The organism is Mailhella massiliensis, from assembly GCF_900155525.1.
Taxonomy (GTDB): domain Bacteria; phylum Desulfobacterota; class Desulfovibrionia; order Desulfovibrionales; family Desulfovibrionaceae; genus Mailhella; species Mailhella massiliensis.
The window spans coordinates 236,458-258,900 of sequence record NZ_LT706942.1 but is presented as its reverse complement, the minus strand read 5'-3'; the positions used below and the strand labels follow the sequence as shown (position 1 = coordinate 258,900).

The 22,443-nt window shown below is 57.6% G+C and carries 17 protein-coding genes and 2 tRNA genes; 5 read left to right on the top strand and 14 right to left on the bottom strand.

Annotation, left to right across the window (positions count from 1 at the left end):
• Positions 1–559: 559 nt before the first annotated feature.
• Together CZ345_RS16490 and CZ345_RS03585 are read left to right on the top strand one after the other, a co-directional pair.
• On the top strand, positions 560–931 hold the full coding sequence (locus CZ345_RS16490; protein WP_144277230.1) for a hypothetical protein: 372 nt from the start codon (positions 560–562) through the stop codon (positions 929–931).
• A gap of 249 nt (positions 932–1,180) precedes the next feature.
• On the top strand, positions 1,181–1,843 hold the full coding sequence (locus CZ345_RS03585) for a tyrosine-type recombinase/integrase (protein WP_144277229.1): 663 nt from the start codon (positions 1,181–1,183) through the stop codon (positions 1,841–1,843).
• Between the two features lie 63 nt (positions 1,844–1,906).
• Here the strand turns inward: CZ345_RS03585 and CZ345_RS03580 are convergent.
• The 6 genes from CZ345_RS03580 to CZ345_RS03555 form a co-directional block, all read right to left on the bottom strand.
• Positions 1,907–1,983: transfer RNA gene (locus CZ345_RS03580), tRNA-Glu, on the bottom strand.
• Between the two features lie 12 nt (positions 1,984–1,995).
• Positions 1,996–2,070, bottom strand: a tRNA-Gln gene (locus CZ345_RS03575).
• Positions 2,071–2,152: 82 nt separating this feature from the next.
• Positions 2,153–2,770, bottom strand: a complete 618-nt coding sequence (locus CZ345_RS03570) for a phosphatase PAP2 family protein (protein ID WP_077071816.1) — start codon at positions 2,768–2,770, stop codon at positions 2,153–2,155.
• A gap of 91 nt (positions 2,771–2,861) precedes the next feature.
• Positions 2,862–3,584 (bottom strand): tRNA lysidine(34) synthetase, encoded by a 723-nt coding sequence (locus CZ345_RS03565; protein WP_420538672.1) that lies wholly within the window; start codon positions 3,582–3,584, stop codon positions 2,862–2,864.
• A 391-nt stretch (positions 3,585–3,975) separates the two neighbouring features.
• Positions 3,976–5,508 (bottom strand): leucyl aminopeptidase family protein, encoded by a 1,533-nt coding sequence (locus CZ345_RS03560; RefSeq protein ID WP_077071814.1) that lies wholly within the window; start codon positions 5,506–5,508, stop codon positions 3,976–3,978.
• A gap of 97 nt (positions 5,509–5,605) precedes the next feature.
• Positions 5,606–6,418, bottom strand: coding sequence for a pseudouridine synthase (locus CZ345_RS03555; RefSeq protein ID WP_077071841.1), 813 nt, complete (start codon positions 6,416–6,418; stop codon positions 5,606–5,608).
• A gap of 155 nt (positions 6,419–6,573) precedes the next feature.
• Here CZ345_RS03555 and CZ345_RS03550 point away from each other — a divergent pair, with 155 nt between their 5' ends.
• Positions 6,574–7,233, top strand: coding sequence for a lysophospholipid acyltransferase family protein (locus tag CZ345_RS03550; protein ID WP_077071813.1), 660 nt, complete (start codon positions 6,574–6,576; stop codon positions 7,231–7,233).
• Positions 7,230–8,120: a lysophospholipid acyltransferase family protein gene (locus CZ345_RS03545; RefSeq protein WP_083717108.1), complete on the top strand. Its 891-nt coding sequence runs from the start codon at positions 7,230–7,232 to the stop codon at positions 8,118–8,120. Before CZ345_RS03550 ends, CZ345_RS03545 begins: the two co-directional genes overlap by 4 nt.
• 112 nt (positions 8,121–8,232) lie before the next feature.
• On the opposite strand, the gene CZ345_RS03540 is transcribed toward CZ345_RS03545, so the two are convergent.
• From CZ345_RS03540 to CZ345_RS03510, 7 genes are all read right to left on the bottom strand, one after another.
• Positions 8,233–9,615, bottom strand: coding sequence for a sigma-54 interaction domain-containing protein (locus CZ345_RS03540; protein WP_144277228.1), 1,383 nt, complete (start codon positions 9,613–9,615; stop codon positions 8,233–8,235).
• A 336-nt stretch (positions 9,616–9,951) separates the two neighbouring features.
• A complete protein-coding gene (locus tag CZ345_RS03535; protein WP_077071811.1) occupies positions 9,952–12,003 on the bottom strand; it encodes an oxidoreductase in 2,052 nt (683 codons plus the stop codon).
• A 192-nt stretch (positions 12,004–12,195) separates the two neighbouring features.
• Positions 12,196–13,176: a TAXI family TRAP transporter solute-binding subunit gene (locus CZ345_RS03530; protein ID WP_077071810.1), complete on the bottom strand. Its 981-nt coding sequence runs from the start codon at positions 13,174–13,176 to the stop codon at positions 12,196–12,198.
• 20 nt (positions 13,177–13,196) lie between these two features.
• Complete coding sequence (locus tag CZ345_RS03525) at positions 13,197–14,063, bottom strand: amidohydrolase family protein (RefSeq protein ID WP_077071809.1); 867 nt, start codon at positions 14,061–14,063, stop codon at positions 13,197–13,199.
• A gap of 33 nt (positions 14,064–14,096) precedes the next feature.
• Positions 14,097–15,977 carry a TRAP transporter permease gene (locus CZ345_RS03520; RefSeq protein ID WP_077071808.1) on the bottom strand — a complete coding sequence of 627 codons (1,881 nt, stop codon included), beginning with the start codon at positions 15,975–15,977 and terminating at the stop codon, positions 14,097–14,099.
• A gap of 162 nt (positions 15,978–16,139) precedes the next feature.
• Positions 16,140–17,459, bottom strand: a complete 1,320-nt coding sequence (locus CZ345_RS03515; RefSeq protein WP_077071807.1) for an MFS transporter — start codon at positions 17,457–17,459, stop codon at positions 16,140–16,142.
• A 12-nt stretch (positions 17,460–17,471) separates the two neighbouring features.
• Positions 17,472–19,409 carry an oxidoreductase gene (locus CZ345_RS03510; RefSeq protein WP_077071806.1) on the bottom strand — a complete coding sequence of 646 codons (1,938 nt, stop codon included), beginning with the start codon at positions 19,407–19,409 and terminating at the stop codon, positions 17,472–17,474.
• A gap of 469 nt (positions 19,410–19,878) precedes the next feature.
• Between CZ345_RS03510 and CZ345_RS03505 the strand changes: the two genes are divergently transcribed.
• Positions 19,879–21,792 carry a TRAP transporter permease gene (locus CZ345_RS03505; RefSeq protein WP_077071805.1) on the top strand — a complete coding sequence of 638 codons (1,914 nt, stop codon included), beginning with the start codon at positions 19,879–19,881 and terminating at the stop codon, positions 21,790–21,792.
• Here the strand turns inward: CZ345_RS03505 and CZ345_RS03500 are convergent.
• On the bottom strand, positions 21,782–22,435 hold the full coding sequence (locus CZ345_RS03500; RefSeq protein ID WP_077071804.1) for an IS1595 family transposase: 654 nt from the start codon (positions 22,433–22,435) through the stop codon (positions 21,782–21,784). The genes CZ345_RS03505 and CZ345_RS03500 overlap by 11 nt on opposite strands.
• Positions 22,436–22,443 lie beyond the last annotated feature (8 nt).

The following is a 22,443-nucleotide window of genomic DNA, read 5'->3' as shown; positions in this document are numbered from 1 at the left end:
CTAATAGAAAAAAAACATTTCAATAGCATTGATACAATTTTACATATATCATTCTCATTTTTCTATATGAATTTGTAAGCTATTAAACATGACGAACAATATTTGCATATATAAAATACCATCACTAATAAATAATATATTTATTATAAATTTATTATTTCAATGTAAAAACAGTTTTTATACAAAATTTTATTATAGTATTATTTATATATTTCAATTCTAATATAAAACTAAAAAATTATTATATAAATATATTCACACCATAACAGTAATTTTTTTATTAAAATATTATAAATAAGTTATGATAACATTAAATTAGTCTTTTATTGCTTATAGTATCCATGTGGAATACATATCAGTCATACTTCCACTTTTTTAGTCTTTTTCAGTCATTTATATAATTTGGCCACTGCCAACTCATTTTTTTTTGATGATATTCATAACTTATTCTCATCTTTCATTTTTATAAAATAGGAATAGCTATGTGTCATCAAATAACTCCCATGTATCAAAATAAATTAACTTCTATTTAATGAAATTAGCTCAATGGATTCTGATAATGACGTACGAAGATAACGAAATTCTCACTTTGAAAGAAGTGGCCCAAGCTCTTCGCCTTGACCCCAGAACGGTAAAAGAAGTAGCCTTTGCCTTAGGCGGCAGGCGCATTGGATACCGCTGGAGGTTTCGATGGGGCACGGTGTTGGAGTATTTCAGCAATGCCGACATTGAGACCGGACAAAGGAAATTGTTGGATGGCGAGAGTCATCGTGAACGGCAGGCAGGTAGCCTGCAAAATGTTCCCGGCAGGGAAAAAGCATGGCCCGGAATGGCGGGCCGCAAAAGAATGGGAGGAAGAGCAAAAAAAGCTCGCACGGGAAGGGATGACGATCCCCACGGCATTAGAACTGCTTATGGCGTGGGGAGATAGTTACCTTACCCATGTTCAGCGAACCATGAGCCGACAGACCTATGTGGAAAAGAAACTGGTGACGAAGGACTTTTTCGCCTACTGCGGCAAAAAGGCATCCATGACATCGCGGAAATCACTTCGGCAAGAGCCTATGAGTTTCTTTCCAGAGTCAAGGATGAGCGCGGGGCGAACGTTGCCAACAAGTACCGCAAGAATCTGCTGGCTGCATGGAACTGGGGTTCCGACTTCTTTGAGGGATTTCCACAGGTGGCACCACCTTTTCTGAAGGTGAAGCCATTTCCCGTAAAGCACGGCGAGCGCTATGTTCCACCGGAAAGTGATGTCATCAAGGTGTTCCAGCAGGCAGAAGGGCAGGACCTGGTCATGCTGCTGACCCTGTACTTCACGGGAGGACGCAGAAGCGAAATCTTCCGGCTGACGTGGAGTGACGTGGACCTTCAGAAGGAAAAAATCAGGCTGACCGACAACAAGTCGGGGAATGGCATGGAACGGGTGCGCTGGCTCCGAATTCACCCGGAACTGGTCAAGGCGCTCAAGTGGTGGCGGGATGCCCGTCCCTGCAAGGTGGACAATGTGTTCATGCAGCTTCAGAACGACACGTTTCTGGGGCAGCCGTTCACCCAGCGCATTCACTTCATGGAGCGTCTCTGCCGGAAGGCCCATGTGAAGCCCTTCGGTTTTCACGCCATCCGGCATAAAAGTGCGGCCATCACGTTCGTGAGTTCAGGTCTGAATGCCGCCCAGGTTCTTATGGGACATTATCGGGCGACCACCACGGACCGATATACGAAAAGCGCGGGGCTGTACACGGACCAGAGCGAAATTCTTTCGGCTCTGGGAGGCAGCGGCATCGGGCAGGTAGTGGAAGACCTGCTTAAAACAAAAATTCCTCAAGAGAAGGTCTCCTGAGGAAAAATTGTAACCCAATTTTTGTAACCCAAAAACTGAGCTGCTGTAGCCTATTGAAATTTTTGGCGTCCCCAGGCGGATTTGAACCGCCGTTGACGGCGTGAAAGGCCGCTGTCCTGGGCCGGCTAGACGATGGGGACACGGTGTTGCCGTGGCTGGGCTACAAGGACTCGAACCTTGATTATCGGAGCCAGAATCCGACGTCCTGCCAATTGAACGATAGCCCATCAGCGAGAAAAAAACTTACCGGAACCGCCGTAAAAGTCAAGCGATTCTTTTCGGAAATTTCAAATTTCTTTCAAAACGCTCTCAGCCGATACGCCTGTGGGAAGAAAATCGTATGATAATCAAGTGACATATCCACCATACGGCAATAACGGAAATCAGGCCGATAAGCCAGCCTACGACAATATCGAAGGGATAGTTCTTGCCCACATAAATCTGCGAAAAGCCCACGCAGAACGGCAGAAGGTACACCCAGGGATTGGAACGATAGAACAGCATGGAAAGCACCACGGCCACGGCCATGCAGGCCGCCGCGGGAGAAGAAGGCATGGAACCGCCCAGCCCTTCGGTTTCCGTGGTGTACTGGTCCACGACGATCCACTGTTCCGTTTCGGCGGCGTAATAGTTGGTCCCCATCACTTCCTGACAGGGTCTTTCCCGGTTGATGGACGATTTCAGCGCGCTGGTGGTGATATCGGTCACGCCTACGGAAAGCCCCATGAGAAGAACCAGCATGAGCACGCGGCCCACGGGTTCCAGCGAACTGCGCCAGCAGTGCACGGCATAGGCCGTCACGCAGACGAAGGCGCCCACCCACATGAGCCAGACCTGGGAAAACAGGGGCATGATGAAGTTGAACACCGCGTTATGCGCCGACACATTGATGAGTTCAAACAAAGACTGATCGATAATCTGAAACATAGGAGCCTCGTTATGGATGATGTATCCGCATCACAGGCGGGAAGATGCCGTTTTCTCAAATGCGAAACACCGGGGGCAGAACCCGGAGTGCCTACTCTACGTCGCCTGCGCCGTCGCCGTCAATCACGGCCCCGGCAAGGCGGTTCTGTTCCCACTGCCAGCGGGCAAGCCCGTTGAAGATATTCTTGCGCCGCACCTTGCTGCCCGCGCACATGGCGTCGAGCACGTCCATCATGTCCGCACGCTTCGTTTTGCCCGCCGAAGGGCAGGGATTGGAAAACACCGGCAGTTCCCACTGTCTGGCGGCCCGCATGATTTCCGCCTTGGGAAGCAGCATGAGGGGTCGTATGACCTGAAGCGCTCCGCCGAAAAAAGGCTCGTTCATGCTCATGCCCGCCACCTTTCCCGTCTGAACAAGATTCATGAGAAAGTTGGAGACGAGATCGTCGTTGTTGTGCCCGAAGGCGAGATGGGTGAGCTTATATTCCCGGCAGAGGGTGAACAGACGCTTGCGGCGCAGGCGCGCACAGTAAAAACAGGCGGAGTTTCTTAAATTTTCTTCCGAATGGCCGCGCGGCCCGTAATCGGTCACCTCAAGATGCCCGGCAATCCCTTCCTGGGCCAGCCAGCGGGCCAGGGGTACATGGTTTTCCGGGTCGAACCCGGGATTGAGGTGAATCGCCATGATTTCAAAAGGAAAGGGCACGATGCGCCTGCGTATCTGCAACACCTTGAGCAGTACGAAGCTGTCCACCCCGCCCGATACGGCCACGCCCACGCGGGCGCCCGGGCGCAGCATTCCCGTACTCTGCATGGCCTTGCCCGCGGCCTTCACGCATACCTGCTGCGCGTAGCTGAGCTTGCTTATCCGGCTCAATATCTTCTCCCTGAAACGGATGAAGGTTCCTCATGTCGCCCGGCGGGGCAGAAAAAACGCCGCCCCAAACGGCGTCCGCCGCCCCCCGTATCCCGGGAGCCGTATCCGGCATGTTCCGCGGCAGCCCCGGCTCTGTGCGACGGAAAAAGACGACCGTTCCGTCACTGCGGAAATACCTGCAGAACGGAACAATTTCAAGCGCAAAGCCGGCTCTCCCCGGTCCGGCCTTTCCGCGGGCCTCTGCTCCGGGCGTATCCGCAGCCGGAAACGGCCGCAGGATGAAAAAGGCGGAGCCAGGCCCCGCCCTTTTCTTCTGTCCGCCCGTCTGCTACTGGAGCATGTTCCCGCCGCTCAGAGCGGCGCAAAGCAGCGTACGGACGCCGAAGCCCGTCGCCCCCTTGGCGTTGACGGGGCTTTCCCCCATATCGGCGGCCGCCATATCGATATGCGCCCACGTCACCCCTTCGCGTATGAACTGCTGAAGGAACACGGCCGCATGAACGGCCCCGCCCTCACGCCTGCCGGAATTGACCATGTCGGCGCAGGAGCTTTTCAGCACCTCAAGACTGGTGGACGTCCACAGAGGAAGCCTCCAGTTGCGTTCCCCGAGAGCCGTACCCGCCGCACACAGTTCGGCGGCAAGGGTCTCGTCTTCCGAAAACACGCCCGCCGCTCCCAGGCCGAGCGCCACGGCGCACGCACCGGTAAGGGTGGCGATATCAAGAATACGGAACGGCTGATAATGCTCCTGCGCCCAGGCGAGAGCATCGGCCAGAACAAGCCTGCCTTCCGCATCGGTATTCACGATTTCAATGGACTTGCCGTTCTTTGCAACCACGATATCCCCGGGTCGCGCGGCATGGCCGTCGGGCATGTTCTCCGCACAGGCCATGATGCCCACCACCGGACGCGAAGGCGCGGCGGAAGCACCGAGCCGCCCCAGGGCCTCCATCACGCCGAGCACGGCGGCCGCGCCCGACATGTCGCCCTTCATGTCTTCCATGCCCTTGGCGGGCTTCAGGCTGATGCCGCCGGAATCGAAGCAGAGTCCCTTGCCTACGAGAATCACGGGAGCAAGGCCTTCCGTCCCTTTGGGCGTGTATTCCACCACGGCCATGCGGGGTTCTTCGGCGGAACCGCGGGCCACCGCCAGATAGGCGCCCATGCCTTCGGCCTCCAGCTCTTCCCGGCCCAGCACACGGAAGGACATGCCGTGCCTTGCGGCCACTTCCCTCGCCTTTTCCGCAAACGCGGAAGGCGTCATGACGTTGGCAGGGTCATTGGCGGCGTCGCGGGCGAGCATGATGCCGGAAGCTTCCGCCTCGGCCATTCTGGCGGCGGCGCGCACGTCGTTTTCCACAAATTCGCCTTCCAGCAGAAGGCCCAGCCAGCGGGGATCGGCATGAGAACTTTTCTCGCTCAGCCAGCGGTCATAGCGATACAGCCCGAGGAAGGCGCTGAGCACGGTTTCCCGCACGATTGCGGCCATGTCGACACCCAGACGCGCGGCGACGCGGGCAAGGGAACAGCCGTCCACCCCCACGGTTTCCAGATCGTACTCGCGGCAGCGGCGCAGCGCGGTACCTACGGCGTAGCGGAACGCGGTCATATCCGCCTTCTCCGCCCTGCCGAGTCCCACGCCGAGCACACGGGATATCTCCATGGCTTCCGGCCCGTAAAACATGACGAATTCGCCCTTGTGCCCGCGAAAATCGCGCCACGCGGGAGCGATGCCGAGCCAGGGAGCGCGTTCGGCAAGTTCGGGACAGGCCTGCTCCACACGTTCATCCTCAAACACGAAGCTGAGCACCACGTCGGCCTTCCAGCGGGAAGGACCGCCTGCCTGAAAACGTATATCCATAAATTCACCTCGGAATGTTCATGGTTTTCTGCCGGGCGAAACGTTTCTCATCGCCCGGAAAACAAAGCGCCCCTTCAGGCGCGTACATGCCGTTTCTCTATCTGCGGCCGAAAAAATACCCCCGGCGGCCCTCTGCGTCACGTTCCGGGTTCTCAAGGCCCACGGCGCGACGCAGCGCCGCCACCTCGAGATCGGAAAGCGGACGCACCCTGCCGGGAGCAAGGGAACCGAGTTCCAGCGGCCCTTCCTTCACTCTTCTGAGACGCAGCACCGTAAAGCCCACATCGCGGCACATGCGGCGTATCTGCCGGTTCAGTCCCTGATGAAGCACCATTTCCAGAAGTATCCCGCGAGAAGACTTCGAGGGAAGAACCCGCACCTCCACAGGAGCGAGCTTTTCCCCCTCGGCCAGCGTCATGCCCCGGCGCATGAGGGAAAGCGCAGCAGGCACGGAATCCTCACCGTCTTCCGGCCGCACCAGTACATGGTAGACCTTGGAAAGGTGCCAGCGCGGATGGGTAAGGCGGTGCGCAAGCTCGCCGTCGTCGGAAAGCAGAATCAGCCCTTCGGAAAAATAATCCAGCCTGCCCACGGGAAAAAGACGCCTGCGCCTCCACGGATCGGGCACAAGGTCGAGCACGGTTTCCCTTCCCTCGGGATCGCTTGCCGTGGAAACCACCTGCACAGGCTTATTGAGCATGAGCCAGCACACCTTCTCTTCCGAGGCCTTGAGCTGCACGGGCCTGCCGTCGAGCTCCACGCGGTCTCCGGGGGCAACGCGAAGAGCCGGAGAATCCGCCACGGTTCCGTTCACGCGTACTCTGCCTGCAAAAACAAGTTCATCGGCCCGGCGGCGCGAGCACACACCCGCATCCGCCAGTGCCTTGTTCAGTCTGACACCTTCCGCCACGCCTTTGTCTCCGATACGGGCCGGGGCTTGCCCCGGGAAAAAGTCGTCATTCTCCACTGGCACATCGGGATAATGTGGGCTATCATACCATCCGTCAAGACCATACCCCCGGACGGACCCGTTTTTCCTTGTCCCTATAACAAGACCAGAGAGATATGCACCTTCCTCCAGCTCTTACCTCTTCGCTCTTCACCACGCTCTATTCCGCCATCTGCGCCACGCTCCGCATCCGGGAAGAAAACCGCGCGGAAGTGGACGCCATACACGCCAGGGGAGAACGCATCATCTTCTGCCTCTGGCATGACGAACTCTTCTCCCTCATTCCGGTTTCCCGCCATCTGCGCGTGGTCTCCATCGTCAGCCCCAGTTCCGACGGCGACATGCTGGCCCGCATTCTCGCCTCGAAAAACGTAGGCGCCGTACGCGGTTCCAGCACCCGCGGAGGCGTGCGCGCGCTGCTCAGCCTGGCGCATATGATGAAGCAGGATCTCGTACATGCCTGCATCACCGTGGACGGTCCGGCAGGTCCGCGCCACAAAACCAAGGAAGGTCCCTTTTTCCTTGCCAACCGCACCAACGCACGCATCATGCCGGTGCGCATCTATCAGAAGCACGCCCTGCGCTGCCCCACCTGGGACAGATTTCAGGTTCCCCTGCCCTTTTCCGGCGTGACCATCCGCTTCGGCCATGCCTGGGATGAAGGAAAAAAGGAAGTTCCCGACATCGAGGAATCCACCATGGCACGGGTCAGCGCGCGTCTGGAAAAAGAACTGCACGAACTTGCCGTAGGGCTTATTCCCGGAGTTTCCGCATGACTCGCAGCGACCAGATCCGTCTTGCCCTGCTGAAGGCCGCAGGCAGCGCGCTGCGCCTTCTGGGGTTTCCCGGCATCGAACTTCTCGGCAACGGCGTGGGACACCTCATCTGGTATTTCGTGCCCTCCCGCCGCAGACTCGCGGTAAGAAACATCATGCGCCATCTCGGCATGACGGAGAAGGAAGCGGAAAAAACGGCCCATGCCAGCTTCTGCCATACGGGTCGTTCCTTTCTGGAAATTCTGCTTACCGGACGCTTCGGCATGCATTCCCCGCGCCTGCGCATCGAATCGCCCGAGCTTATGGAAAAACTGCGTTCCTGCGACCGGCCTATTGTGGCGGCCACCGCCCACTTCGGTTCATGGGAGCTGCTGGCCTCCATGCTGGGCCAGCTCTATGAAGCCCCGAGGCCTCGCATGGTGGTGGTGCGCCGCTATCACGACGAAGCAGTGCAGACCTTCATCGCCTCCTGCCGCGAAGCTACGGGAGCGGATATGGTAGGACACAGAAACGCGGCCATGAGCGTAATACGGGCCCTGCATCACAAAGGCATCGTGGCCTTTCTGGTGGATCACAACACCTCGCCTGCGGAAGCGGAATTTCTCCCCTTTCTCGACGAAGTGGCGGCCGTGAACATGGGCCCCGCACTGCTCGCCGTCCGGGCAAAGGCGCTCATCTGGCCGGTGGCTCTTGTCCGCGACGGCAAAGACTACGTCTTCCGTATGCAGGAACCTCTGGACACTACGCTCCTTGAAGGTTCCCGCGACGAACAGGTAAAGCAGGCGGCCGCCTTCTACACGCAGGCCATAGAACGCTTCATCCGTGAAAACCCCGAACAGTGGTTCTGGATGCACAATCGCTGGAAGACCAGGAGCGACAAGGGGTGACCGCAGCAGGCCTGCCCCGGCACGGCCGCCTGCAGCCGCCGGAAAAAGCCGACGCAGCCTTTCACGGAAGAAGGCAATCTCCCGCTCATCGCGAGAAAACGCTCAGAACGGCCTATTCTTCGTTTTCGCGCTCACCGTATTCTTTTTTAAGGTATATTCCATACTTCTGCTTCTTTCTGGTCAGGGTGGAAAGTTCTATGCCCAGTCTCTCGGCGGCCTCCTTCAGAGAGGACGACGACGCTATGGCCTTTCGGAGTACCTGCTCCTCCACCATTTCCAGAATATCCTTAAGCTTCCGCCCCTTCTCCAGAGAAGGGGTCTTCTTTTCCGCATTCCTGAATTTCTCCGGTAACAGCTCCTCCCCTATGAAATCCTCGGGGGACATGATGACGAGCCTCTCCACCAGATGTTCCAGTTCGCGGACATTCCCCGGCCAGTCATATTGCAGAAAACAGTGCAGCGCGTGCTGGCTGAACTTCTTGTGCACCTTGTAACGCTCATTGAAGCGCTCCACGAAAAACTGAACGAAAGGAATGATGTCGTCCCTGCGGTCGCGCAGGGGCGGAAGCTGAATTTCCAGCACATTCAGCCTGTAGTACAGATCCTCCCGGAACCGCTTCTCCGCAACCATGCTCTGAAGATCTCTGTTGGTGGCGGCAATGACACGAACGTCCACCGCACGGGCCTTGACCCCGCCTATGCGGATCAGTTTCTTGTTCTGCAGGACAAGCAGCAGCTTCGTCTGCATATTGAGGGGCAGGTCAGCAACCTCATCCAGATACAGAGTGCCGTGGTTGGCAAACTCGATGAGCCCCATCTTGCCCTGACGCGATGCGCCGGTGAACGATCCCGCCTCATAACCGAACAGTTCCGATTCGAAAAGATTCTCGGGAATGGCGCTGCAGTTCACATGAACAAAAGGGGTTTCCTTGCGGGTACCCGCATTATGGATGAATTTGGCAAGATGATCCTTCCCCGTACCTGTTTCGCCGAGAATGAGCACCGTGGCCGTCACCTGAGCCATACGGAGAGCAGCCGCGTAAATATCCAGCATTTTGCCGTCGTGAACCACATAACTGTTCAGTCCGCCTTTTTCAAAGAGCGCTTCCTGCAACTGCTTCTGACTCACCTCCATGCGTTCCGTCACTTCGGCAAGCTGCTGCTGCATCTGAAAGACCTGATCGCAGTCCACAAGATAGTACATGAGCCAGCGAAGAGAGCCGTCCTCATTGAAAATGGGAGTCGCCGTGGCGATGGTGTCATGCCCGGTATTGAAGTCCACCATGCAGGTATAGGATGAACGCTTGTTGAGCACTACGGAAAGCATGTTTTCCGCGCCCTGCACGTTGACGGAGTGTGCGGTCATGATGTCCAGAATGTGCTGGCCTTCGACCTTGTGCACTTCAAACTTGCTGATGCGCTGATACTGAGGGTTGCCCCAGACAAAACGGCCTTCACCATCACAGATGGCGATACCCACATCGCTCTTGTACAAAATTTCAAAAATATCCTGAGACAACCTTGGGACTGACAAAACCCTACTCCCTTCCGCTCGTCACACCCTGCAGCGGCCATGACCCACCCGAGAAAAAACGCTTCCCCACTGTCCGGTTCAGCATTCACAGAACATCATCCTGCGCATATGCGGTTCAGTCTTTCTTACCGCCCCCCGGTAAAAAATCCCCACAGCGGTCCAGTTCCCGACGACATGGGATGATATACGCCAAACCATATATTTTTCCATGAAAAGTTCCACAACACAACCCTGTTTTCCCAGCATCCTGCAGAAAAAAACGCCCCGCCTTTGACGACGGGGCGTTCCCGATCGGCATCAAAGCCGACAGCCTACCCGCCGCCCGTCATAAAGGGCATGTTTGAGCAGACCGTTTTCCGCACCGAGGGTCGAACCTATCTCATGAATTTCTCCCGCGACGCCCTCCAGCGACCGGGCCAGAGCATGAGAAGGAACCTGCGGCATGAGCACCATGACGCTGTCGCAGGAGAGCACGGTTTCCGTTCCGTCCGAGGACCGGACGCGTACGCCGTCCTTCGTGATTTCCACAGCCTTCGTCCCGGTCAGCACGCGGACATTCTTGCGACGGAACCACGGGCCTATACGCTGGAAGTAGCGTTCGGGAATACCCGCACCCCAGGTTTCACTCTCTTCCACGATGGTGACGTCACGGCCGCGCTTTTTCAGGAAGACCGCGCCCTGCACACCTTCAATCTGCCCGCCGAGAACCACCACTCTTTTGCCCACGGGAAGGAAGACATGGCTGAGTCTGGCCAGCAGCTCGGGACCGAACAGACGCAGAGGCAGCGCCGCAAGACGCGACAGTCCCTTGATGGTGAAGACCTTCGAACCGTGTATGCCGGGAATCTCGGGTACGGCATATTCGGAACTCGTTGCTATCACCACGGCGTCGGGCTTTTCCTGAAGCACCAGCTCGCGGGTGACGGTGGTATGGAGCTTCACCTTCACGGGAAGCTTACGGATCTGCGTGGTGAGGTAGTCGTAGATGGGCATGACGTTCTCCACCTCGCACCCCTTGATCATGGAGGCAAGCTTGATACGACCTCCGAGGGAACCGGTCTTCTCGTACAGCGTCACCTCATGACCGCGCAGGGCGGCCACACGGGCGGCTTCCATGCCGGCGGGACCGCCGCCTATGACCATGACCTTCTTCTTCGTCGCGGCAGGACTCATGTCCATTTCCTTTTCCCGACCGAGAGAAGGGTTCACACGGCAGATGCGCGGCTGGGTCACGGGGTCTTCACAGCTGGCGCAGCGCGTGCAGCGTACGATGTCCTCGGGGCGGCCTTCCAGAATCTTGCGCGGCATCTCGGGGTCGGCCCAGAGTCCGCGGCCTATGCCGATGATATCCGCATCGCCGTCCTCGAGCACCTTTTCCGCAAGATCCTCGTTCATTCTGCCCGCGGTGATCACGGGCACGCTGACCGCCTTCTTGATATGGCTTGCCGAGTCCGTCCACAGCCCCTTGCCGCGATAGGCTTCCATATAAGGCTTCATGAAGTCTTCCGGCTCGGGATAGGGGAAGTAATCCGGGCAGTAACGGAACGGGGCCTCACCGTAGCCGTAACCGGCCACGTTGATGAACTGCGCCCCCATGGACTCGAAGGCACGGGCGTTCTCCACGGCCTCCTCAATGGTAATGGCGCCGTTCGCGCCGTATTCACGGCCGTTCATGCGGACGCCGAGCACGAATTCAGGCCGGCAGCGCCTGCGGGCTTCCTCAAATATCTCGCGCACGATGCGCGTACGGTTCTCCACGTTCTGCGCGCCGTATTCATCCGTTCTGTGATTCCACACACGGCTGACGAAGCTGTTCAGAAGATAGCCGTGAGCGACATGAATTTCCATGCCGTCGAATCCGCCCTGATCGGCGCGGACACAGGCTTCCACGATCTGACGCTGCTTTTCCCGTATCTCCTCCAGCGTCATTTCCCGGCAGGGATTGGCAAGCGGCGGCTTCATGGGGATTTCATCAAGCCCGAGGGAAGAGGAGGATATGGGAAGCGCTCCGAGGCGGGGCCATGCGGCGGGGCCGGAATGATGGAACTGCGCGAAGATCTTGCAGTCGTACTTGTGTACCTTGTCCGCCAGGTGGCGCAGTCCGGGGATGAACTTGTCGTCCCACAGGCCGAGATAGATGCCGGGAGTGTCCTCTATGGCGCACCCTCCTATGATCACGGCGGCGGCCCCGCCTCTGGCGATATTCTCGTACAGATCCTCGCCGGTGCTGTCCTGGGCAGACCCGTCCTGATTCCAGCGCCAGGTGGACTGCCCTGTCTTTACAATTCTGTTTTTAAGCACGCAGGTCGGGCTGAGCGCTATGGGAGAAAACAACTTGGGATATTTCATGACGGCTCCGAAATGCTGGCAGGCCCCTTCCGCAAGGCGGCACGGACAAATCCCGGGTTCCGAAGCCCCGGAAAAAATCGGCGTCCGGCGACGCGCTTCTTATGGGGAAACGCAGATCCTGCTGAGAAAAAATTCAGTAAAAAATGCACTGAAACAGACCGGGGGAAGAAGCACTTCCCCCGGCTATGCCTGTTACTTGAGAACGCCGATTTCCTTATAGTACCTGGCCGCACCGGGATGCAGGGGGAAGGCCATCTCGCGGGCCGCGCCCTCCACGGTGAAGCTGCCCCAGGCGGCGAAGGAGTTCACGAGTTCGTCGCGACCTTCACAGATGGCCTTGGTGATCTTGTACACTTCTTCCTCAGGCATGTCGGCGCGGACGCTGAGCCCCGTCATTTCCGCCACGGAAGGAATGTCCTTGCCGCCCACACGGCCGGAGTAGAAATCGCCGGACACGGAAGCGCGAACCATGCCGTAGCGCTTGTTCATCTTTTCGGCCACCTCATCGCTGATGGGGAGCCACTTCATCTTGATGTCCTTGCTGATTTCGGCGAGGAACCAGCTTTCACCGGGTCCGAGCCACACGATCATGTCCACGAGGCCGTCCTTGGCAAGGTTGGTCATGTCGTCGTAATTGTTGAAATAGACCTGTCCGCCCCAGCTTTCGATATCGTCGAAGGTGAAGCCGTATTCGCCGAACAGCCAGCGGCCGTAGCTGTCACCGCCGCCGCCCTTCATGCCCACGGCAAGACGCACGGGCACCTTACGGTCACGAAGTTCCTCGATGCTGTTCACGCCGAGGTCTTCGCGCACCACCACGTTGATGGGACTCAGGTCATTCCAGCATACAAGCTGGGCCACATTCTTCACCGGAGCCTTGAAGGGGGCTTCCCCCTTGCGGGCCACGGAACCAAGAGCTATCTGCACGATGCCGATATCGGCCTGACCGCGATCCATGCGGATGGGGTTCACGGTGGCGCCGCCGGGCAGCATGGTGATTTCCGTATCAGGATAGGCGTTGGTGATGAGCTTGCCTACAATGCCCATGCCCACATACCAGCTGCCGGTCACGGGGCCGGACACGAGGTTGAGCTTCATGGGTTCCGCACCGGCCTGAGCAACGGTCAGTCCCAGAGCCAGAGTGCAGGAAAGAAGGATGCTGGAAAGTTTCATACAGACTCCTTTTCCGAAGATTACAGACCGAGAAGTCCGGCTGCGTTGTCGTGCAGGGTGAGCTGCAGGGATTCCTGAGTGAAGCCCTTGGCGCTCCATTTTTCGATGCTCTGCTTCAGGCCGCCCACAGGATAGGTGCTGGCAAAGAGCGTTCTGTACTTCAGGTAGCCGTTGGCCGCCGTCACATACAGGTCGGACATGGGCATATTGTCCGTATAGAGATACACGTCGGGCACGAGGTAGATGTTGGGGCAGGTCATGGCCACGCCCAGCATCTGGGGCACAAAGGGCCAGCAGGCGTGGGCCACGACGATTTTCAGCCGGGGGAACTTCTTGGCCACGCGCTGGATGACCAGCGGGTCGGCATAGGTAAGATCGGGACCGGCCACGCCGCTTGCAGTGAGGGTCACGATGAGGCCGAGCTGTTCGGCGGTCTCACAAATGGAGAGAATGCGCTCGTCGTCGGCGTACATGCAGGGTTCGCACCAGCCGGGGTCCATGCTGATGCCCTTGAAGCCGAGCTCTCCGGCCACATATTCCACTTCCTTGCGGGCTCCCGCGTCGTTGGGGTCGATACCGGCAAAGGGAATGAAACGGCCGGGATGGCTGTTTGCCAGCTCATAGAGATCTTCGGGAAGAATGTTGCCCGCGTTGATAGCCTGTCCCTTGTTCTTGCGGCCCATGACGACGCACGCCTCCACACCGGCCTCGTCCATTTCCTTCATGAACAGATCCATGCTGCGCTGTTCGCAGGACGGCACTCCGGCGCGGCCCATTTCAAAGGCGCTCAGCTTGCGGGGATCCTTCTGCGGAACCACATACTTGGTGAAGATGCCCATCTCAAGAAATCCGCGATAAGGCGGACGGACACGAAAATCGATAACCATGGCACATACTCCTTTCTTGTGCTGTTATGACGATCAGGCCGCGACGACGGTATTTTTGCGGCGTATCCACTGAAGAATTCCCACTCCGGCCATGAGCGCCACACCGATGACGTCGGTCATGGAACCGGAGTCGATGAGCATGAGACCGCCCGCAATGAGCAGAAGCCGTTCCCAGGAATGGCAGCGACTGACGAAGTAGCCCTGCATACCGCCGGAAAGACCGAGTACGCCCACGATGGAGGTCACCACGGCGCGGCCCACGGTAAGGGCGTCGCCCTGGAGCATGAGCGCAGGCTGGTAGGCAAACATGAAGGGAATGATGAAGGCCACGATGCCGAGTTTCACGGACACCCAGCCCGTCTTCATGGCATTGGCCTCGGCAATGGCCGCCCCTGAGAAGGATGCCACGCACACGGGCGGCGTGATGGCGGAGAGAATGGCGTAGTAGAACACGAACATGTGCGCGGCAATGACGGGCACGCCGGCCTTGACCAGAGCCGGAGCGCCGAGGGCCGCCACGATGATGTAGGCGGGGCTGGTGGGAACCCCCATGCCGAGGATCATGCTGGTGATCATGAGGCAGATCATAAGCAGAAGCAGGCTGTCGCCGGCGAGCATGGTTACGAAGTTGATGAACTTGTAGCCCACGCCGGTAAGGGCGATGACGGCCACCACGATGCCCGCGCAGGCGCAGCAGGAGGAAATCATGAGCGCATTTCTGGCGGCCTGTTCCAGAGCTCCGGCAAGACGCTTCAGGTCGAAGCGGGTTTCGGCACGGAATACGGAAAGCACCAGAATGGTCACGATGCCGATGAGCGCACAGGACACGACGCTGCGGCCCATGAGCATGACGGCCACCAGCACCACCAGGGGCAGCAGGTAGTACATGCGGATCATGACGCTGCGCGTGGAGGGAATCTGCTCTTCCGGCAGACGGCCGATATTCTTGTTTACCGCCTCGAAATGAATCATGGCCAGAAGAGCAAGATAATAAAGCAGGGAAGGCAGAAGCGCCGCCTTGGCGATTTCCAGATAGCCCACGCCGATGAGGTCGGCCATGATGAAGGCGGCCGCGCCCATGATGGGCGGCATCATCTGGCCGCCGGTGGAGGCCACGGCTTCCACGGCGCCGGCAAAGGCGGGAGAATAGCCCACCCTCTTCATGAGCGGAATGGTGAAGGTGCCCGTGCCGTACACGTTGGCCGGAGCGGAACCGGAAATGGTGCCGAACAGCGCGGATGCGAAGATGGCCACCTTGGCGGGACCGCCCTGGGAACGGCGGGTGAGCAGGCAGGCAAGATCCATGAACAGGGAACTCATGTTGGCCTTTTCCAGAAACGCGCCGAACATGACGAAGGCGTAGATCATGCCTGCGGCCGCCGCCAGGGGCACGCCGTAGATGCCGTCCGTGGTCAGGAAGAGCTGTTCAAGAAGATCGGGAGTATAAATGCCGTTGTGGCGCAGGCCTCCGGGCAGATACTGCCCGAAGAAGGCATAGAGAATGAACACCACGGAGACTATCACCAGCGGAAGCCCCGCCGTGCGTCGCGTGATCTCAAGCACGAGGAGCACGCAGCTGACTCCCATGAACCAGTCCATATCGGTCAGCGGGTCCACATAACGCAGACGGTCCATGATGTAGTCGTTTTCCATGATGATGTACGCCCCTATGGCCAGCGCCAGCACGGCAAGGCACAGGTCCAGCAGGAACATGGGCAGAGGTTCCCTGCCTTCCTTGTAACGGAAGGCGGGACGCCAGAGAAAAACCAGCGTCATGATGAGAGCCAGATGCGTGCCGCGCTGTATGGGCGTGGGCAGGACGCCGAACCCGCCCGTGGAATAGATTTGAAACAACGTCAGAACGACAGCAACAACGGATGCTATCGGGGCCACCGACTTTCTGGAAAAGGTCATTTGTTTGTGCTCCTTATATCTTCATGGGAAGGGACCCATTCCCTTCTCTTGAGAGCATGTCTTCCTGCACGGCTCCGTGCAGGCCCTGCATCGACCGCCTGTTCCGGCAAAGGGCGTGTTCCTTTTACGGAATCGGCCTCATCACCGCCGAGGCAAAATGCACTACGTCCGTTCCGAAGATGCCGCAGCAGGAGTCATGTGCACGGGTGCACATGACTCGCCGCCGGGGCGGCAGAGCAGCGCGGCAAGGAAGCCCACTCCTATGAGAACAAAGAAAAGCAGGAACATGCCGGCATACACGGTAATGTCGTACACGCCTCCGGGGGCGATCCGTTCCATGATCCAGCCGCTGCACATCTGAAGAATGCCGCCGCCGAGGGCGGTATAGATATTCACCATGCCCGTAGCCGTTCCCACAATGGAGGAAGGAAAGTCTTCCTGAATCTTCAGAAGCCCGAGACTGCCCACACCGCCGACGAACACGCTGAAGAAAAATCCCCATACGGGAAGCACGGCATAGGGAAGAACCGGGGCAGGAATGATGAGCACGCTTCCCAGCGCCATACCTGCAAGGCACACCGCGGCCATGAGCTTGCGCTTGGACACTCTCACCCAGGAAAGAAAGGCGCCGTGCAGAGAGGGACCGATGATGGCGCCTGCGGAAATGGCCATGAGCACCACGGAAGCACGTTCCTTGTCGAGGCCGTAGCCCTGCAGCAGATACGGCCCGGCCCACAGGCCGCTGAAGGCATAAAACACGCCGTACATGCAGAAGAACCACAGCGACACGCCCCAGTACGTTCTGCTTTTCAGAATAAGCGTCAGAGCCTCTTTCAGGGGCATGGCCTTTGCCGACCTGCCGTCGGAGGAAAAGGCCGTTTCTCCCTTCAGCCCTGCGTCGGCAGGGGTATTGCGCAGAAACACCCCGCACAGCACGGCCAGTGCGCAGGTAAAAAGCGCCACGAGAAGCATGGCCCAGCGCCAGCCGAACAAACCGGAAAGAGCGTTCAGCGGCCAGGAAGCCAGAAACATGCCGCCCGTCCCCAGGGAAAGGAAAAGCCCCGTGCACAAGGGGTGCAGCCTCCTGGGAAACCAGGAAAGAATGACCCTGAGCGCAGGCACGAAAATCATGGCCACGCCGGTCCCCGTGAGCACCCGTCCGGCCGCTCCCATGGACACGGTGGAGGCGGAAGCAAAAAGGAAAGTTCCTGCGGCGGCCAGAGCCAGGAACACCATGACGGTACGCCGGGCCCCCCATCGGTCGGCAAGAATCCCTGCGGGGATCTGCATGGCCGCATACGGGTAGAAAAAGGCTGCGCCCATGACGGATATCAGCCCTCCGCCCACGGAAAAATCCTCCATGAGATCCACGCCCAGCGTGCTGAGCACGGTTCTGTGAAAGGGGGCCAGCGCGTAGCAGAAAAGAAGCAGTACGAAGTAGAAGCGTGCCAGCCTGAGCACCTGTTTGTTTTCACCGTTCATGGCAGCACCGCTCTACAGACTCAGGCCCGCTTCAAAGCCGCCGCGCACGGCGTTCTCTATCTTCCCTACGGCGGCGCAGTCGCCTATCGGGCGCACGTCCATGCCGAGCTGCAGCAGTCCGGCATACAGCGAACGCTCAGGCCGGTACCCCAGGGCGACGATGACGGCATCCACGGGGGAAAGCCTCAGCTCTCCGCGATCTTCATGGCGCAGCATGGCTCCCCCCTGCTCGTCCAGCCCGAGAAAGGTGCTCTTTGTCCATACTTCCACACCTCCACGGGTGAGTCTGTCCATCATGAACACCCGTGTACGGGGTTCCATATCTGCGGCAAGGGCGGGCTTCATTTCCACAATGCACACCTGACGCCCTCTCTTGAGCAGAAAATCCGCAGTTTCGCAGCCGACAAGGCCGCCGCCCACGATCAGGGCGCGGCCGGGCAGCTCACGCCTGCCCGTCAGTATGTCCTGCGCCGTGCAGAACAGGTCGCTTTCACGACAGAAGGCAGGCCAGAGCGGAACGCTCCCCGCAGCCAGCAGCACCACGTCGGGTCTCAGTTCCTGCACCTTCTTCGCCGTCATTTCTTCCGAAAGGCGGATTTCCATGCCCCCTTCGTTCACGCACTCCTCAAGGCGTTCGGCACACCAGGAGGCATATGTACCGAGCAGCTCCTTGTAGGGGGGGAGCTTCGCCACATGCAGAAGACCGCCCAGCCTGTCGCCGCGGTCGCAGAGAATCACCTCGTGCCCTCCGGCATGGGCGCTCAAGGCCGCCTGCATACCCGCAGGCCCCCCGCCGATGACGACCACGCGCTTCCTCTGTCTTGCCGGAACGATCTCATAACGGCCCTCGTAACCCGCCAGAGGATTCAGGGCGCAGCCTATGCCGCTGCCCCTCGCCGAACCGCTGGAACACCCCTCGTTGCAGCTTACGCAGCGCAGCGCCGTATGCGCCTTCCCTTCATGTACCAGCCGGGGCAGCGCAGGCTCCGCAATGAGTGCGCGCCCCATGGCCACCATGTCGGCGTCGCCGCGATCCAGAATGTCGCAGGCCACGTTTTCATCCAGCACACGGCCCGCCACGATGACGGGAACGGAAGAACCCACGGCGCTCTTCACTGCCCGTGCAAGGGAGGCATTCCAGCCGCAGGGAACACAGGAGGGCGGAGCCACGATATGTCTTGTTTCCCGTGTACCTACAGAAACATGCAGGGCGTCCGCGCCTTCCCGGGCCAGCCGGACGGCAAGTTCCAGAGAATCGTCAAGCTGTATCCCGTCCTGCAGACCGTCCACCACGCTCATCCGGTAAAGCACGGGACGTTCGCCCACCGCCTCACGCACGGCCTTCAGAACTTCAAGGGGAAAACGAATGCGGTTTTCCAGAGAACCGCCGTACTCGTCCTCACGACGGTTCATCAGAGGAGAAAAGAACTGGGCGAGCAGGTAACCGTGCGCGCCATGCAGCTCCACCGCATCGAAACCGGCAGCCACGGCGCGCGACGCGGCTTCCGCAAAGCGACGGACAAGAGCCTTGATATCCTTCACCGTAAAAACGGAACTGTCGGAATACGGCGTACGGCCGCAGACGGAGGAAACCATGAATACATGTCCGGCAACATCGGGCAGAGCCAGACAGCCGCCGTGTACAAGCTGTACCGAAGCAAGAGCTCCGTGCGCATGTATTCTTGCGGTCAGCTCCGACAGACCGGGAATATCCTCGTCCCGGTACAGGCTGAGTCCCCGGATGAAGGGTCTGCCCTCGGCGCTCACTGCGGAGGCCTCCACCGTAACCATGCCCGCGCCGCCCTTCGCGCGTTCCTCATAATAACGCATCATGCGCTCGGTGACGCGGCCGTCGGGCGACGCATGTTTGGTGGACATGCCGGGGAAGAGGATGCGGTTCCGAACGGTGACGCCATGTATAGTTATGGGAGTGAAAAGAGAATCATACATGAAAAACGACTCCTCAAAATAATCTGTAGCAACACCCCCGCGTTTGCAAAAAACATGCCAGTATAATAAAAATATAAAATAATACCTTATATTCATTACATTTAATCAAAGAATCCCCCATTGTTTTCCTGAAAACGACGGGGGCTTCTCTTTAATGAAGCAGGGAAAAAAATCTTTTTCATGTGAAGAATTGCATATAAATATGAGTTTTTTCATATTCCAGTTTTAGACACATCACCGGAATACATGTTAAAATAGTAAGCAATTATAATATGTTAAAAGAAAAATCGGCATCTTTCACAGGCTCTTCCCCCGGAAAAAGGTTATGAAGCGCTCTTTGTATGTTTATATATCTTATTGTTTTTATAGAATTTTTATTATTTTTATCTAATTTGGAACGATATTTGCATATCCCTGTTCATCCTTACAGGAAACTTCTTTTGCGCATACTTTACCGGGAGGAATGTGTATGCCTAGCATCGGCCAGTTGAAAATGAAGCATATCGCGGCGGTTCTCGCCGTCATGCTTTCCCTTTTTCAGATCATCTTTACCGGCGGCTTCGCCATTATGGACAGCCACCTTTTAAGAGCCATACACCTGTCTGCGGTGATGGCCCTTATCTTCATGTATTTCCCCGGATATCGTGAAGAGGATTCGGCGGTAAAGAAAAATGTTCTCACCCTCATCAATATCATCCTTGTCGTACTCGCCTTCAGCTCAGCGTATTATGTGTTCACCAATCTGGACATGCTCCAGATGCGTATGCGCTATCTGGACGAAGTGACGCAGCAGGACATGATATACGGCGTCATCGCCGTTCTTCTGGTACTGGAAACCACGCGCCGCACCTCGGGATGGTCTCTGGTGCTTATCGCCTGTGCCTTCATCGTCTATGCCCTGTTCGGCCACGCCGCGCCCTTCCCCGAAGCGCTCAGGCACAGCGGTGTATCCTTCGATGCGCTCATCGAACAGCTCTTCATGATCACCGACGGTATCTACGGCGTGCCCGTGGCCGTTTCCTCCACCATGATCTTCGCATTCGTCATGTTCGGCGCATTTCTGCATGTGAGCGGCATGAGCAGCGTATTCATGGACCTTGCCTGCCTGCTCACCCGTAAATCCCGCGGCGGCCCCGCCAAGGTGGCCATCTTCGCATCCGCGCTGTTCGGCACCATTTCCGGTTCCGCTCCGGCCAACGTGTACGGCACGGGCACCTTCACCATTCCGCTCATGAAGAGGGTGGGCTATTCTCCCGCCTTTGCCGGCGCCGTGGAAGCCGTGGCCTCCACCGGCGGTCAGATCATGCCGCCCATCATGGGCGCGGCCGCCTTCATCATGGCCGACCTTACGGGCACGGGCTACATCCAGGTGGCCAAGGCCGCCCTGCTCCCCGCCATCCTGTACTATCTGTCCCTCTGGACCATGATTCACTTCGAGGCGGTACGGCATAATCTCGGCACGCTTCCCAAGGATCAAATTCCCGACAGCCGTCAGGTCATTTCCCGGCTTTACTACCTGCTGCCCATCTTCGGCCTGATCATCGCCATGGTGCTCGGACGCAGCGTCATTTCCTGCGCCTTCATCGCCACGCTCGCCATCATCATCCTTTCCCTGTTCCGGGCCGAAACCCGCATGACGCCCGCAAGGCTCTGGAAGGCTCTGGAAATGTCCGCGAAAAACTGCCTCATGATCACCTCCTGCTGTGCCTGCGCAGGCATCATCATAGGCGTCATCGCCATCACGGGCATCGGCTTCACCTTCATCAGCGCCATCACCGACCTTGCCGGGAACAACCTCTTCCTGCTCATGGTCATGCTCACTCTGACCAGCATAGTGCTGGGCATGGGCGTTCCCACAACTCCGGCCTACGTCATCGTGGCCACCCTCGGCGCGCCCGCCCTCATCAAGGCCGGCGTGCCCGCTCTGGCCTCTCACATGTTCGTGTTCTACTACGCGATCCTGTCCGTCATCACGCCGCCCGTCTGCATGGCGGCCTTTGCCGGAGCCTCCATTGCCGAAGCCAACGCCATGAGAACCGGCCTGCTCTCTTCCAAGCTGGGCATCGTGGCCTTCATCATCCCCTTCATGTTCGTATATGAACCTGCGCTTCTGCTTTCCGGCTCCCTGCCGGAAACCAGTCTCGCCTGCGTCTCCGCCATCATCGGCGTCATTGCCCTTGCCGGCGGAATGCAGCAGTGGTTCCTCATCCTCGCCAACAGGCTGGAGCAGCTTCTTCTGCTTGCGGGCGGTCTTTCCCTCATCTACCCCGGCCTCCTCACCGACATGATCGGCGCATGCTGCATCGTTTCCGTCGTACTCATGCAGCTTGTCCGCAAGAAGCGCACCGCTTCCGGGGCTGTCCTAGCTAAGACTAGTGTTTAGCTTGTTTTACCCAATAAGTTAGCTGAGTTAGAAGTTGTTTATGGTTGCCTCCATTGAAGCGCCATTCGCATTCTTTGAGGAACCAGTAAAAGTGTTCTGGCTTGATACCGTTAAAACGACGTAAGTGTCTTTTGGCTTGATTCCAGAAATTTTCTATTCCATTGATATGATTATGGTGTTCTGCAAACTTCTGAGAATGATTGATACGATGATGATGGAATCCGTTGATATCCAAGGCGTTGTAAGCTGAAAATGTATCTGTATAGACTATACTGTCAGGTTCCACCTGTTCTTTGATGATGGGGAGAAGTGTTTCAGTACGGGCATCAGGAATGATTACTGTGTAGACTCTTTCGTTTCTCTTCAATAGACCAAAAACAGCTATTTTTCCGGCAGATCCCCGTCCTCGTTTACCTTTTCTTACACCTCCAAAGTAACTTTCATCGGCTTCTATTTCTCCGGACAGCCGATAGCTGGGGAGATGAGAAGCAATAAGACGTCGCAAGCGCATGAAATAGGATGTGGCAGTGTTACGGTTTACTCCTACCATCTCTCCGGCAGCCCTTGCCGTGGCACCGGCCACAAAAAACTTTATGAGTTCGGTCTGTTGCCGATTATTTAGTCTGCTGCGTCTTTCATACATGCCGGTAT